Below are 15,021 nucleotides of genomic sequence, written 5' to 3'. Positions count from 1 at the left end.
TAGAAAATCTATATTTGTTTACTAAATGCTATTCCTTATTTTTACGCTATAACCGCCAAAATGCCCCAAATAAATACCGTTTATGGAAAAGCCTATAGATAAAGCTGCAATTGCAATAAACCGTTTGCAGGAAAGAGAAAAAGAACAAATGCTTATTATGTTTATCTGTACAGCACTTTCTCGGGTTTTAAATAAGAAGGAATTTGAACGTCTTGTTGACGGAATATTAAAAGATAACTTTCAATTTGATGACTTTGTTCTGGCTTCTTCAGATGAAAGCAAAGGCGATTATTTTATTTTTCATTCAACAGATAAAAATATAGCTTCTCAAAGTTATCCTCTAAATGACAGCTTTTTTAATGATTGCATTAATTCTGCTGATGCAGTTTCTTTCGATTTATCAAATTCAAACCATCCAGATTATATTCAGAACATTTATAAAAAAGGTTTTAAGAATGTTTTTGGAATTGCTCTCCCTTATATAGAAGGAAATAGAAATGTACTTTTTCTTTTCTTTAAAAATGCCAAAACTTTCAGTAGAGAATCTGGTCGCGTTTTGAGAGGAGTTGCGATGCAATTTTCTATTACGTTAAGAAACATAATGCTAACCCAACAGAATGAAAATGCTCTTGCCGAGCTGGAAATATTAAAAAAGAATATTTCGGGCAAAAAGAAAGAAAAAAACATTCCTAAAAATGAAAATTTTCACGGAATTATCGGAAACAGCAATGCTATGAAAGATGTTTACGAATTGATTTCGCAAGTAGCCTCTTCTAATTCTACTGTTTTAATTTTGGGCGAAACAGGAACAGGAAAAGAACTTGCAGCAAATGCAATTCATAATTTGTCTGAAGTTTCAAATCAGAAAATGATAAAGGTTAATTGCGCTTCGATTCCTGAAAACTTGATCGAAAGCGAGTTGTTCGGACATGAGAGAGGTGCTTTTACAGGAGCAACCGAACAGAGAATTGGTAAATTTGAACAGGCTGAAAATAGCACCATTTTTCTAGACGAAATAGGAGAGTTGCCGCTAGAATTGCAAGGAAAACTGCTTCGCGTATTGCAAGAAAAAGAAATTGAAAGAGTTGGCGGAAGCAAAAGCATAAAAGTGAATGCTAGAGTTATTGCAGCAACTAATAAAATTCTTGAAAAAGAAGTTTATGGCGAACGTTTTAGGAGTGATTTGTATTTTAGATTGAATGTTTACCCTATTAAGCTTCCTGCTTTACGCGACCGTAAAGAGGATATTCCTATTCTGGGACATTTTTTCTTAGAAAAGCACGCTACAAAAATGAACAGAAATGTAAAACGTTTTTCTAAGAAAGTGCTCAACAGCATGATGGCTAATGCGTGGCCAGGTAATGTGCGCGAACTAGAAAATATGGTCGAAAGAAGCATTTTGTTTGCCAAAGATGAAAAGATCAAAGAAATGATTTTTCCTGAAATTGTAATTGCCAGTTCAGATGCTTTAGTCAACGAATTTTATACCAAAACCCTTCAAGAAGTAGAGAAGGAGCACATTCTAAAAGTAATTAAAAAATGCAGCGGCCGAATTTCGGGTCCGCAAGGCGCGGCAGTTTTACTCGGTTTGCCATCTACAACTTTGACTTCTAGAATGAAGAAGCTAGGAATTAGAAAAGAACATTTTTTGAATTGATTTTTTTGAAAGCGTAAAATTTAAACACATAGAATCATAGACTTTAGCTTGTGCAAAAAGGCATTTCACTTGTGTAAATACACATAGCGCTATGTGTTAGAAACTAGTTTCTTTTTTTAAGTCTTTTTCACGATCAAAAAAACTATGTTTCTATGTGTTTAAAAAAACAGTATCAACTTTGTCAAAGTTAGACAGAACTTGAAACTTTGAACCTGAAACCTGAAACTATTTTAAACCAACTTTATAAAAATAGATTTTCTCAGTTTAGGCTCAATATTTTTGGTTTTGTGCCCTTTTCCTGTGGTATCTTCTACCAACAAAATAGAACCTGTGTTGAATGTTCTTTTTTCTCCTAATGAAGTTTCGATTTCTACGCCTCCTTCCAGCAAAACAATATATTGGCGATCTGGAGCATTGTGAAAATCATAATCATAAGAAGGGCTAACTTCTCTAAAAACAATAGATTTAACAGGTTCATCCTCCGATAAGAATCCGATGTCTCCATTGTTTTTCAACGCAACTTCAAAGTCTTCAAAATGACTTTCTCCATTTGCATCGCTATAAACACGAGTGATCGTAATCATTATTTTTTATTGAAAATTAATGCATTGGCGCAATTTACTTCATCTTGACTGATGGTATGTCCCATATTTGGGTAGATTTTTTTAGTAACGTCTGCACCCATTTTTTCCATAAGTGCTTCCGTCTCATTGACTCTTTCTACAGGAACGTGAAAATCAGGATCACTTGTTCCTATAAAAACAGGTGTGTTTTCGAAATTCCCTGAATAGTGATTTTCATAAACCTGATCACCAATTAATCCTCCTGTGAAAGCGACGATTCCGCCATATTTTGCAGCATTTCTTGTAGTGAATTCCAATGCAAGACAAGCTCCCTGAGAAAACCCTAAGAAATAAATGTTTTCTTTTTCAATTCCATTTTGTTGTATAGCCACCACAACTTGATGTATTGCTTCTAATGATTTTGAAAATGAAGGCTCATTTTCGTTTAAAGGAGCTAAAAATGAATACGGATACCAAGTTCTGTTTTCTGCTTGGGGTGCAACCAATGCAAAATCTTCAACCTTAAGATGTTTAGCAATGGAAAGAATATCGTGTGCACTTGCACCGCGCCCATGAATCATGATTAAAGCTTTTTTGGCTTCATTTAATGGTAATCCGTCTGTTAATATTTCTGTATTCATCGTTTTTGATCTTTAATTTTTTGCATCGAGACTAGAGTCTTTCGTCTTTAATCTTTCGTCTTTCAAACTTTACTTTTTCCAGATATCTTCGTATTCGTCTGGATGTCTTTTAAATTGCGCATGAACATAAGGACAAAGTGGTAACACTTTCAAATTATTGGCACGAACGTAAGAAACCATTTCTTCTAAAAGTTTTTTTGCATAACCTTTTCCTTCTCCTTCTGGCTCAACTCCCGTGTGGTAAACCGTCAATAACTCTGGCTTTATGCTTACGGTCATTTCTCCCAGTTTTTTATCGTCTACATAAAGGTTAAAAGCGCCATGTTTTTTTTCGTCTAATTCTAGTTTTATTGTTTCCATATATTTTATATCGTTATGTGTAATTTTAACCGCAAAGAACGCTAAGATTTACGCAAAGTTCGCAAAGCTTTGTCTGCAAAGTTTTGTCTACACAAAGCTTTGTGAACTTAATCTTTAGATTTTGCTTGAGCACTTAATATAAAGCCTTAGCGAACTTTGTGTAAACCCTTGCGCCTTTGCGGTAAAAAAAGTTAAATAAATTTAATTATATTCTTGCTTTATACCTAATTTTTTCATTTTTGAATACAAAGTCTGTGGCTGCATTTTTAAAAGCTCGGCAGCACCACCCGTACCCGAAACTTTGCCATTGCAGATTTGAAGCGCATTCATAATATGCTCTTTTTCCATTTCTTCCATTGACTTTATTTTTTTTGCATCGATTTCTACAAAAGCAGCAGGAGCAGTAGAAGGCAAGTCAAAAAAAACAATTTCGTTTGTTTTGGCGAGAAGTACGTTTCTTTCAATTAAATGTTCTAATTCACGTATATTCCCTGGCCAATTGTAATTTTTTAATTGTTCTAAAGCTTTTGCGTTTATACTAACTACATTTCTTTTAGAGCTAGCGGCATATTTTTTTAGAAAAAAATGAGCCAATATTTCAATATCTTCTTTGCGTTCTTTTAAAGATGGCAATTGTATCGGAAATACATTTAATCTGTAATATAAATCCAATCTAAAACGGCCTTCGGCAACTTCTTTTTCCAGCGTTTTATTGGTCGCGGCTACAATACGAACATTGATTTTAATAGTTTTATTGCCTCCAAGACGCTGAATTTCTTTTTCCTGCAGAACACGCAATAATTTTACTTGAGAGTCAAGCGGTAATTCGCCAATTTCATCAAGGAAAATAGTTCCGTTATTGGCTTGCTCAAATTTACCTATTCTTATTGCATTCGCGCCTGTAAAGGCTCCTTTTTCGTGTCCAAAAAGTTCAGATTCTATTAAAGATTGTGGTAATGCGGCACAGTTTACAACCACAATAGGATTTGATTTATGTGCCGAAAGTTCATGGATTGCATGCGCAGCTCTTTCTTTTCCTGTACCGCTTTCGCCTAAAATCAAAACTGAAGTTTCGGCGGGAGCTACTATTTTTATTTTTTCAATAGCTTCTTTCAAAAGTGCGCTTTGACCAATGATTCCTTCAATTTCTTGAATTTCTGGGCTTACTTGATTTAGAGCCAAACCTTCTTTTTCTTGATTAAATCGGTATCGGGCAATATCAAGCATTACAACAAGATCTTTTTCTCTAAAAGGCTTTACGGTAAAACCGTACGGATGGGTAGCTTTTACAGCCTCAAGCGTACTTTGATTGGTGTTTGCTGAAATATATAGAAAGGGCAGATTCATTTTGCGCAGTTCCCACGCCAGATCAATACCCGTTAAATTGCCTTTTAAGATGATGTCCAACAAGATCCAATCTGGATTTTTTTCTTCGATTAATTTTCTTGCTTGAGCTACAGAAGCAGCAATGCCAACAACTTGATAACCTGCTTTGTGCAGCATGATTTTTAAATCATTTGCAACTATAAATTCATCTTCAACAATTAGTAGTTTCTCCTTCATTACATTGTTTGTATAATTTCAGAATTTTCAAGAATAGCCAAGAATTTGGAGTTTTTAGAAATTTCTTTTTTGAGAGAGTTTAGAGTCTTTTTTTGGAGAAAAGAGTGCTAAAATCATTTTTTAAAGATACTATATTATCAGAAATTTGCAATCTGAAAAATGGGCTTTTGCTTAGTTATCTCGGTGATATAAGTAACAAATTATCATTGCCAATCCTGGAAGAATTAAAGTCCCAAGTCCGAAAAATTTTCCTGCAATTGCTCCTAGAAAACATCCCACAAGAAATCCAATTAAGGTAACGAGCTGCTTTTTAAAACTTAAGAATACTTCGGCATCTTTAAATCCATTTTTTAGTAGATTTCCCAAATCAAGAGAAGCTTGAGTAACATTTCCTGTCATCATAGTAGTTGGGCCATGCGTTTCCTTCGCATAAAGCTTTCCAAAAGCATTCTGAAGTCCCATTGCAAAAACTGTTGTCATGGCAACCGTATACATGGTCCATTCTTCGAAGTTCTGCAAATAGCCAAAAACATATGATGCAATGCCGCTTAGAAGCAAAATTATACCTTCCCAAAATAAAATAGTATAGCGATTGGTTGCTTTTTGCGCGATTCTTCCGCCTGTAATTACAGCAATAATAAAAATTGGAAAAGTAAGCAGTTTTACCCAAGCATGAAGGTCTGAACCTTTTACAATCTGATACGCAAAAACGATAAAGTTGCCTGTTACGTGCGCCGAAAATATCGAATCGGCTGCGACAAAAGTCACGGTATCGCAATACCCTGCTATTATGGTGAGAAGCAGGGTTACGTACCAAATATTTTTTTGTTGAATTTCCATAGTTTGTTTTTAGTTTAAATGTGCGCGAAGCATCCACGCCATTTTTTCATGGTTTTCTACAAGGCCTGTAATAAAATCGCTAGTTCCTGCATCTTGCAATTCATTAGCAATAAAATTAATGTTTTCTCGCAAATAAATAATGATGCTCTCATGATCTAAAAGCAATTCTTTAATAAAACCATTGCTGTCATTTTTCTCTTTAAGCTCTTCTGTAAGATGGGTTAGTGCCAAGAAATCTTTTAAAGTAGCGGGTGTATAATGGCCTAAAGATCTAATTCTTTCTGCAACTGTATCTACGATTTCATCAATGGCATCGTATTGCTGTTCGAAGAAAAGATGTTTGTTATAGAAATCTGGTCCTTCAACGTTCCAGTGTGCTCTTTTTGTTTTGGTATAAAGTACGAATTCGTCTGCAAGAACTTTAGTTAATACATCAACAATGTTTGAGATGTTTTCTTGCTTAATTCCGATGTTTGTTTTCATTTTTAAATTGGGTTTTATTAAGTTATGAGTTATGAGTTTTGCTTTTTGGAGGAATAAATCAATAAACACATAGAAACATAGGCTTTCTCTTTGTTTTGAAAAGAATAAAGAAAGAAACTAATTTCTAACACATAGTTCTTTGCGAGAACTATGTCAAAGTTATGTGTATTAATGCAAGTGAAACGCCTTTTACTCGCTCCAAAAAACTATGTTTCTATGTGTTAAAAAATATTTTTCGTTTAAATTAATTGTTTAATAATGTCACTAAATAATAATCAAGTGAATATGTTCCTGCACCTAGGGCAAGAAGCAGTAATAGGGATAAAGTGTACATGTACGGAACATCGCGCACTTCGAGCGAATCGTTTTTGTGAACCACAAAATAACCAATTGCTGTTACGCCAATTGTAGGCAGAACGGCAAGACGTGTTCCAAGTCCGAGAATTATGAAAAACGGAATTACAGTATCTGAAAATGTGGCGACTAATCCGTTTATTTTTTCAGGTAAATGCAACGGATTCGGAACGTGTTCTTTTTGTCCGTTTTCAACTCTAAATTTTTTCATTCCGTGAACTCTGAAAAGTTCAATTGCCAGCAGAACTCTAAACGCTAAAAGCGCCGCGTTGTTGAATGAATTTCCTAAATCGGAATGCAATATTTGTTTTATAAGTTCGATCATTTCTTTAAAATTTAGAAAGCAAAACAAGAACAGCCCAAGGCGCCCCAGAATGCATTATAATTGTTTACTGGAACATTGCTCATTCGAGCAGCATCGTGATTGTGTAAATGAACGTCGCAACTTCCTGAACAGCTGTGAATCTGCGAAGTTAGTTTTGGTTTTGCATCTGCTTTTGCATTTTTTTCAATTGCATTTTGGAAACTGCTTCTCACCGGATATCCGTTGTAGATATTGGTTGGCGACCAATCTGGCAAGATCGGAATGTGAGGTGGCGAGAACGAAGAAAAATCTCCATTTGCGTACACAATTTTTCCGTCTACAATAGTTAAATCGGCTTCGATCTTTTTGATGTCTTCATCATCTATTGTAAAATAATCCCGATCTAGAACTGTTAAATCGGCAAACATTCCCACTTTAATATCTCCTTTTTTAGTTTGTTCCTGCGAAAACCAAGCGCTTCCTCTTGTGTACAATTCGAGAGCAGTTTGTCTGTTCAATCTCGTTTCGTTGTACAATTGCAATCCTCCAACTGTTTTTCCAACCGTCATCCAATACATTGAAACCCACGGATTGTAACTGCTCACACGTGTAGCATCTGAACCTGCGCCAACAGGAACTTCCATTTCAATCATTTTTTTGATTGGCGGTGTGTTTTCAGCAGCTTTTGCTCCGTAACGATCGGTGAAATATTCCCCTTGGTACGCCATTCTGCTTTGTACTGCGATTCCTCCGCCTAAAGCTTTTACACGTTCGATGTTTCTTTCGTCAATAGTTTCCGCGTGATCAAAAATCCAAGGAAGTCCGTTGAAAGGAACGTCTTGATTGATCTTTTCAAAAACATTTAAAAATCTTGTAATACTTTCGTTGTAAGTTGCATGTAATCTAAAAGGCCAGCGGTTTTCTACCAAAAGACGAACTACTTTTTCCAATTCAGCTTCCATATTTTCAGGAAGATCTGGTCTTGGCTGTAGAAAATCCTCAAAATCGGCAGCAGAAAAAACCAGCATTTCGCCCGCTCCGTTATGACGGTACATATCGTTTCCTTGATATAATTTTACGGTGTCAATCCAGTCGGAGAAATCTTCAAATTCGTGTTTTGGTTTTTGAGTGAAAAGATTGTAGGCAATTCTAACCGTCAATTGTTTCTTTTCGTTCAATTCGTTAACGACTTTATAATCGTCAGGAAAGTTCTGAAATCCACCGCCAGCATCAATAACACTTGTAATTCCGAAACGGTTCAGTTCTTTCATAAAATGACGAGTCGAATTAATCTGATGCTCGTAAGAAAGAGTAGGACCTTTTGCCAAAGTCGAATATAAAATCATCGCATTTGGAGTCGCAATAATAAGTCCTGTAGGTTCTCCATTCGAATCGCGTTCGATTTGTCCGCCTGGAGGTGCAGGAGTATTTTTGTTGTATCCAACTGCTCTCAACGCCGCTCTGTTCATAATGGCTCTGTCATACAAATGCAGAATAAAAACAGGAGTATCGGGTGCAATAGCATTGATTTCTTCTAAAGTTGGCATTCTGCGTTCAGCAAACTGAAATTCTGACCAGCCGCCAACTACACGAACCCATTGCGGATTTGGAGTGCGATCTACTTGCTCTTTCAGCATTCGAAGCGCATCTGCCAAAGAAGGAACGCCATCCCAACGTAGTTCAAGGTTATAATTTAATCCGCCACGAATAAGGTGAATGTGCGAATCGTTGATTCCAGGAACCGCTCTTTTATTCTGAAGATCGATTATTTTGGTTTCTTCAGATGCAAAAGCCATTATATCACTGTCATTTCCTACTGCAATAAATTTTCCGTCTTTAATAGCAACAGCTGTAACGTTTGGAGTTTCAGCGTTGAAACTATGAATTTTTCCGTTGAATAAAATTAAATCTGCTTTCATAATTCGGTTATTTAGAGTTTAATTTTGCAATTGCTTGTTTGATTCCTTCTCCTGCAACAGTGTAATAAGCTGGTCCTGCAAGCAAAATAACTTTTGTTAAAGGCTTGTATTCTGTCAATTTTTTTTCTTTTAAATAAGATTGAGTTCTGTAGGCTTCAAATAAACCTAAAACCACATTTTCAGCAACTAAAGCAGTTGGAGAATCGATTCCTGCATCTTTAATATCACTTGCAAAAGAATAATTAGAAACCCCTAAACGTAAAGCTTCGCGCATGGCTGTGCTTCCCACACTAATCATTAAATCTGGAGTAAATTTATTGCGGTCTCCCAACCCGATTAATAATAATTGTTTGGATGCTAAAGTGCCTTTTGGAGGGGTAATCAATAAAGTTTCAAGTGAATGACCTGTAAATTTACCGCTTTTTCTTAATTCAGTAATAATGCCTTTTAAAGCATCGTCTAAATGCACCATTCCGTTTAAGTTGGCAGGAAGGGCAGGAGGGTTAAAAATATCCCCTTCTGTATATTCAAAAACGCAGGCAACTTGTAAGTCAGCTTCTGCTGCAGATGGTCCTTGAACCAATCCGTTTACTGCAATTCCGTCTACTTTCCCCCAAGTTACTGTAGAACCGATTGAAGCTGTTTGGGCAAAAGCGTTGTTACTAAGAGCGCCTGCAAATGTTATAATTAGAAGCATCAGATAAGAATATCTAAAGCTATATTTTGAAGTGTTTGTTTTCATTTTTTTTGGTTTAGGTTTAAAGTTTTTAAACACATAGAAACAGTAGGATTTCTTTACTTTGAAAAAAGAGTAGGGAAAGAAACTAGTTTCTAACACATAGCTCTATGTGTATTAATGTAAGTGAAACGCCTTTTATACGCTCCCAAAAACTATGTTTCTATGTGTTAAAAATTATTTTTTAATTAAAATTTAAATGTTAATCTGGCATTAAAGAAAACCCCATCTTTTGAGTTCGGAATCATGTCATCGATAAAAGCACCTGTTTTGAAATACTGGATACCGCTGACAACCGAAATATATTTGTTTACGCTATAGGTAAAATTGGCGAGATAAGCAGTTCCGATATATCTTTCGTCAGAATCGCTTCCGCGAAGATTTAGAATTCCGCTTGGTCTATAAACTCCGTCTTGTGTTGAGAATCTCCAGTTTAGAACCACATCGACCTGCATCTTTAGCTGTGGCAGTAAATCCATCGTAGCATACGGATGAATATCGATAAGGTTAACCGGTCCAACTTGCGGACTAAAACCAAAATATCCTCCTTTTGGATACAGCGGATTAAATGTTTGAAGATCTCCGTTGCCTTGATTTTTATCTCCTGAGATATAATCGTTTCTAAGATTGATGGTTGGTTTAAATTTTACATTTTCAAACATATATCCAATATCAATAGATCCCGTCCAGGCATTGATATTTCCAGAACCGAAAGTTCCGAATTGATAGGCTGCTTCAAGGTTATAGATAAAACCTCCGCCGTATTTCCATAATCTTGAACCTATTGTATGCCTTCTTTCAGGAGCAATTCCTTCTTCAAAAACAGATTCGTCTCTTCTGAACCCGAGATAATACAGATCGAGATTTCCTGCTTTTGGGAAAATTATTTTAGAATATGCTCCCCAAAGATTAAGCTGTTTGGACATTTTATTATCAAAAACACCATTATGAACCGTGTCGGCCATCATGGCAAAGGCATCAATTGATACTCGTGACGAAGTGTACATCAGTTTTCCTCCTGTAAAATAAAGCCTTGTATTTGGACCTTCTCTAACAGAAATTAACCTTCCAGAACCATAATCCAATTCTTGTCTTCCGGCACGAATAGTTATTTTTTTGTCTTTTTGTTGCCAAACATTAACATCGACAAAAAGATTCTGAACATTAAGCTGATCTTCGTCTATACCGCGAGCACCATTTACGCGTCCGTCTTCTAGGGCGCTTCTCAATTGGGCAAATATTCTAACACGTTTTCCTAAATGCACATCGGCATGAAGATCGTAACGCTGCAGTAAGAAATTGTTGTGTCCAATATTGAATCTTCCCCAGTCTTCATTGTTGAAATCAACGTATTCATATCGGGCTTCGCCGCCAATTGACATATAAATGTCTTTTTCTTGATTTAAAGGAATGAATTTAAGTCCTTCATAAAAGTTTCGATTTGAATCTTTTAAGAATTCATAATTTTCATCGTAACGGAGCAGCTTGAAATTTTGAGCCGATGCCGTGTTTCCTATTAAAAGAAAAAAAGCAATACATATGAAAAGGATTTTGGATAATATGGATTTTGATGATTCCAACATAATGAAGCGTAAGAGATTTATAATAAAATGAATTAGTCAGATTAGTGTTTCAACATGTTATGTGCATAGTGAATACCAATTCCGTAAGAACCGCCATATTTTTTCATTAAAGTAGTAACAGGACCGTAAGTTTCTTCGCGCGCCCAGTCTCTTTGAAGTTCTAACAAATATTGAATAGAAGTTACAGGAATTGCTCCAGCTTGTATCATTCTCTGCACAGCACGTTCGTGAGCTTCGGCAGTTACATCACCGCAAGCGTCTGTAATAATGTAAACTTCGTAACCTTCCTCAATAGCCGATAAAGCAGGTCCAACAATACAAACGCTTGTCCATAATCCAGCAAGAACAAGTTTCTTTTTGTTTTTTGCTACGATAGCTTTATAGGCATTTTCGTCTTCCCAAGTGTTCATTGTAGTTCTGTCAATGTAGCCAGAAGTTGCAATAGGGTAAAATTCTTCTACTTCAGGAAAAACAGGCCCAGAGAAGCTTTCTTCTGCAACTGTAGTGACAACTGTTGCTACATTAAAAATTTTAGATGCTCCTGCAACAATTGCTACATTAGTACGTAATTCGCTTACCGGAATATTGTGCGTTGCAAAGGCCATTTGTCCTTCAAAATCAATTAATACTAATGCGTGATTGTTTGGTGATAATAAGTTAACTGATGGTTTCATACTATTTATTTTTAAGATTTTTAATTGGTTAGGCTAATGAAATCGAATAATCATTAGCGATATTTCGTGTTTTTTTTAAGATTAATGAGTTGACAATTTCTTAATCATTTCAGAAGAAATCGAATCGGCATAAATTCCAAAGGCGCTTGTTAAAACACCTTTGATATTGAAGATTTCAGATTTAATCCCATAGACAATATCTTCGTCTCCTGGATCGGTGTCTCCTTCAAAACGGAATAAATATTCAATTTTGAATTCTTCTGGTGACATGCTTTGTGTATTGTTATTGTAGCGAATACAATTAGAGTCCAGATTAAAGTTTTCTGTAAAACCTTGTGTACTCAGCCATTGCAAAGCTTCTGTAACCGTATCAAAAGAGGGTTGTTGAAAAAAACTCATAATTTGAGAACATTAAACTACCTGCAAATGAACCTTTACAGGCAGTGATTATGGATTATTTGATAAAATCTAAAATATCGTTGTTGATGGTCTCAGCATTTATAGTTGGCATACCGTGCGAGAATCCAGGATATGAAATCAATTTTCCGTTTTTCAGCAATGCAGCCGATTTTGGTGCTTGATGATAAGGAACGATCTGGTCATCTTCTCCGTGTAATACAAGAACCGGAATGTCTAAACTTTTAAGATCTTCTCTAAAATCTGTTTCAGAGAAAGCTTTAATTCCTTCGTAATGTGCCAAAACAGAGCCCATCATTCCTTGACGCCACCAGTTTTGCTTAATTCCTTCTTGAACTATTTGTCCTTCACGATTCCATCCATAAAAAGGAATTGGAAAATCATAAAAATATTGTGATCTGGTAAATGCCGTTCCGTTTCTAATTTCATCAAAAATAGACAAAGGCACACCTTCTGGATTTGATTCGCTTTGAACCATAATTGGCGGTACAGCGCTAATAATAACCGCTTTTGAGATGCGTCCTTTTCCGTATTTTGCTGCGTAACGAATTACTTCACCTCCTCCTGTTGAGTGACCAACGTGAATAGCATCTTTTAAATCTAGAGCTTCAACTAATTGAGCAATGTCTGATGCGTAAGTTTCCATGTTATTTCCTTCAGAAGTTTGGCTTGAGCGTCCGTGTCCACGACGATCGTGTGCAATAACTCTGTATCCTTTTTGAAGAAAAAACATCATTTGTGCATCCCAGTCATCGGCTGATAAAGGCCATCCGTGGTGAAAAACAATTGGCTGTCCTGTTCCCCAGTCTTTGTAATAAATTTCGGTTCCGTCTTTTACTGTAAATGTGCTCATGGTTTTTGATTTTAAGATTAATATTTGAATTTTGTATAATTATATTTAGTTTTTTAACAAATGGTTTGTTGTATGTTTATTATTGTGATGTTTCTGATGCAAACTTATTACGGAAATAGATCTGCATCGATTAACCTAGATTAAGAAGTGAAAAATGACCACGATTTTTTATTTATTAAGGTCTTTTCTATGAAAGTTTACTTTTTCTTTTCTCCGAAAGGCTGGATCTCGATCTCTGAAAAGGCGGTAGTTTTGGTTTCATATGATGTTGCATTTTAAATGGTTTATTGGAATGCCATATCTATTGCCAATTAACGTGCCTTATTTGTAGTGTCTTTATATTAAAGGGATTACTGGAAAATGGGTGTTTTTTTATTTACGATATTTCGTTATTTTATGAATATTCCATTATTTTACAAATGCTATGAAAGTTCTCTGATCAAATAAAAAATCAGAATTAGTTAAAAATAAATACAAAATAGTATGTACTTTTGCCAGCAACTATTGAACAAGCAATTGAAAAGGGTAATCATCATAGCGCTTTCTATTTTAATTCTGTCGCCATCTTTTGGCAGCTTGTTCGTTTATGCTTCTTTTAAAATCAATCAGAAAGAAATTGCTAAAACCATCTGCGTTCAGCGTAAACAAGCTTTTAATAGCTGTAATGGTCGTTGCGAACTTCAAAAAAGCATTAAAAAATATTCTGATAACGAACGAAAAATGCAGGATAGCCTAAAAGACAAATTAGAGCTTGTGTATGTTCAAAATACTGCCGAAATCAATTTTAGCATAATTCCAGTTATCGAATCAAAAGAGAATTCTTCAATTTTATTTGAAAAGAAACCTATCGGGGCTTCTAATCTTACTTTTCATCCTCCTCTCAGTTTAGTGTAGAGGTCATTTTTAGTTTTAAATTCCAATATTTTTAAACTCCAAATTCCAAATCCTAATTTTGGATTGGCTTTTTGCAATCTGTTTTTCTTTTAAAATTAATTTCGATCTTCTTTTGTAATTGAAAGGGAAAACTCTTCCATTTTCATTTACGTTGCCATCTCTTTGGCACATTCACAGCATTTTGGCTCTTTTTTTGGTATTCAAAAATTTATGGCAAGGCGCTACATTTTAAACGTTTTTTATAACATCATCAAATGAAATCTTTTAATTTTTGGATAGTCGCACTATTGTTTGCGGTTACTTCCTGTACAATTGATAAAACAGATTACGAAGCTGAAACCGGTTCTGAAGTTCCTGAAAACTATGAATTTAAAGAAGCAGTTTCGTTTACCAGCGGCAACTACAAGATCACTATAGATGCCTTAAACGGAACATTCTACAAAGGATTTAATGAGCTTCATTTAAAAATTGTCAATACGCAGAATAATCAAGAACTGAATTCTTCTGCAGTAACTTTTCTTCCTATTTTGAGTAATGCAGACGGAAGCAAAAGTTCATGTCCGCATGAATATAATTTTGCTTATGATGCGACTAACAAATATTACAGTGGTTATTCTGTTTTTACTGGCGAAAGTTCAACTACTGTAAGCTGGAAATTGTATATCAGTTTTACAGCTGATAATCAAAAATATGAGATTAATAAAGATGTTTCTGTAGCACAGCAAACCAATAAAAATTTGAACATGACGGCTTTTGCAGGAAATGATGGTGAACAATATGTAATCGCGTTGATTTCGCCTCAAAAACCTACTGTTTCAGAAAATCCGCTTGTGGCTGGGATTTACAAATACAATAAACCAACAACGCCTGCTGGAACTTTTCCAGATCCAACGCAGTTTTCGTACTCAGAAGTGGTGGGCTATACTTTAAAACTTGATCCTAGAATGCCAGAACCTTCAATGGGAAATCATTCTTCGCCAAATAACAAGGATTTGATACAGGAAAACGATGGTTTGTATCATGGAGTGGTTAATTACACAATGACAGGAAATTGGACATTGAATTTAATTATGATGAATCAGAACGGATTAATCGTAAAAGGAACCGTAGTTCCAACGGATCATACGCCTGGAGTAGAAGGCGTAAAAAGCGAATTATATATTGATACTTTATTCTAATT

The 15,021-nt window shown here is 35.4% G+C and carries 16 protein-coding genes; 3 read left to right on the top strand and 13 right to left on the bottom strand.

Features of this window, described 5'->3' with window-relative positions; genetic code table 11:
- Positions 1 to 82 precede the first annotated feature (82 nt).
- Positions 83 to 1,657, top strand: coding sequence for a sigma-54 dependent transcriptional regulator (locus tag RB618_RS18325; RefSeq protein ID WP_308070088.1), 1,575 nt, complete (start codon positions 83 to 85; stop codon positions 1,655 to 1,657).
- A gap of 230 nt (positions 1,658 to 1,887) precedes the next feature.
- Here the strand turns inward: RB618_RS18325 and RB618_RS18320 are convergent, their stop codons facing one another.
- From RB618_RS18320 to RB618_RS18260, 13 genes are all read right to left on the bottom strand, one after another.
- Positions 1,888 to 2,241: a hypothetical protein gene (locus RB618_RS18320; protein ID WP_308070087.1), complete on the bottom strand. Its 354-nt coding sequence runs from the start codon at positions 2,239 to 2,241 to the stop codon at positions 1,888 to 1,890.
- Complete coding sequence (locus RB618_RS18315; protein ID WP_308070086.1) at positions 2,241 to 2,861, bottom strand: dienelactone hydrolase family protein; 621 nt, start codon at positions 2,859 to 2,861, stop codon at positions 2,241 to 2,243. Before RB618_RS18315 ends, RB618_RS18320 begins: the two co-directional genes overlap by 1 nt.
- Before the next feature lie 69 nt (positions 2,862 to 2,930).
- On the bottom strand, positions 2,931 to 3,221 hold the full coding sequence (locus RB618_RS18310) for a GNAT family N-acetyltransferase (RefSeq protein WP_308070085.1): 291 nt from the start codon (positions 3,219 to 3,221) through the stop codon (positions 2,931 to 2,933).
- A 201-nt stretch (positions 3,222 to 3,422) separates the two neighbouring features.
- Positions 3,423 to 4,784, bottom strand: coding sequence for a sigma-54 dependent transcriptional regulator (locus RB618_RS18305; RefSeq protein WP_308070084.1), 1,362 nt, complete (start codon positions 4,782 to 4,784; stop codon positions 3,423 to 3,425).
- A gap of 171 nt (positions 4,785 to 4,955) precedes the next feature.
- Positions 4,956 to 5,624 (bottom strand): YoaK family protein, encoded by a 669-nt coding sequence (locus RB618_RS18300; RefSeq protein WP_308070083.1) that lies wholly within the window; start codon positions 5,622 to 5,624, stop codon positions 4,956 to 4,958.
- Between the two features lie 9 nt (positions 5,625 to 5,633).
- The gene (locus RB618_RS18295) at positions 5,634 to 6,107 is read right to left on the bottom strand and encodes a DNA starvation/stationary phase protection protein (protein WP_308070082.1); all 474 of its coding nucleotides are present in this window, start codon (positions 6,105 to 6,107) and stop codon (positions 5,634 to 5,636) included.
- Positions 6,108 to 6,351: 244 nt separating this feature from the next.
- Positions 6,352 to 6,786, bottom strand: coding sequence for a DoxX family protein (locus RB618_RS18290; RefSeq protein WP_308070081.1), 435 nt, complete (start codon positions 6,784 to 6,786; stop codon positions 6,352 to 6,354).
- 11 nt (positions 6,787 to 6,797) lie between these two features.
- Entirely contained in the window at positions 6,798 to 8,684 is a 1,887-nt protein-coding gene (locus tag RB618_RS18285; protein WP_308070080.1) for an amidohydrolase, read from the bottom strand.
- Between the two features lie 7 nt (positions 8,685 to 8,691).
- On the bottom strand, positions 8,692 to 9,426 hold the full coding sequence (locus RB618_RS18280; protein ID WP_308070079.1) for a M17 family peptidase N-terminal domain-containing protein: 735 nt from the start codon (positions 9,424 to 9,426) through the stop codon (positions 8,692 to 8,694).
- Positions 9,427 to 9,608: 182 nt separating this feature from the next.
- Positions 9,609 to 11,003 carry an alginate export family protein gene (locus RB618_RS18275; RefSeq protein WP_308070078.1) on the bottom strand — a complete coding sequence of 465 codons (1,395 nt, stop codon included), beginning with the start codon at positions 11,001 to 11,003 and terminating at the stop codon, positions 9,609 to 9,611.
- Positions 11,004 to 11,044: 41 nt separating this feature from the next.
- Positions 11,045 to 11,677, bottom strand: coding sequence for a hydrolase (locus RB618_RS18270; protein WP_308070077.1), 633 nt, complete (start codon positions 11,675 to 11,677; stop codon positions 11,045 to 11,047).
- 81 nt (positions 11,678 to 11,758) lie between these two features.
- Positions 11,759 to 12,076 (bottom strand): phosphoribosylpyrophosphate synthetase, encoded by a 318-nt coding sequence (locus RB618_RS18265; protein ID WP_308070076.1) that lies wholly within the window; start codon positions 12,074 to 12,076, stop codon positions 11,759 to 11,761.
- 55 nt (positions 12,077 to 12,131) lie between these two features.
- On the bottom strand, positions 12,132 to 12,947 hold the full coding sequence (locus RB618_RS18260) for an alpha/beta hydrolase (RefSeq protein ID WP_308070075.1): 816 nt from the start codon (positions 12,945 to 12,947) through the stop codon (positions 12,132 to 12,134).
- A gap of 483 nt (positions 12,948 to 13,430) precedes the next feature.
- Here RB618_RS18260 and RB618_RS18255 point away from each other — a divergent pair, with 483 nt between their 5' ends.
- Positions 13,431 to 13,841 (top strand): hypothetical protein, encoded by a 411-nt coding sequence (locus RB618_RS18255; protein WP_308070074.1) that lies wholly within the window; start codon positions 13,431 to 13,433, stop codon positions 13,839 to 13,841.
- Positions 13,842 to 14,095: 254 nt separating this feature from the next.
- Positions 14,096 to 15,019, top strand: coding sequence for a hypothetical protein (locus RB618_RS18250; protein ID WP_308070073.1), 924 nt, complete (start codon positions 14,096 to 14,098; stop codon positions 15,017 to 15,019).
- Positions 15,020 to 15,021: the final 2 nt, after the last annotated feature.

The sequence above is a fragment of the Flavobacterium sp. LHD-85 genome, assembly GCF_030929595.1.
GTDB lineage: Bacteria > Bacteroidota > Bacteroidia > Flavobacteriales > Flavobacteriaceae > Flavobacterium.
Note: the sequence above shows the minus strand (reverse complement) of the source record. Positions and strands in the feature narration are given on the sequence as shown.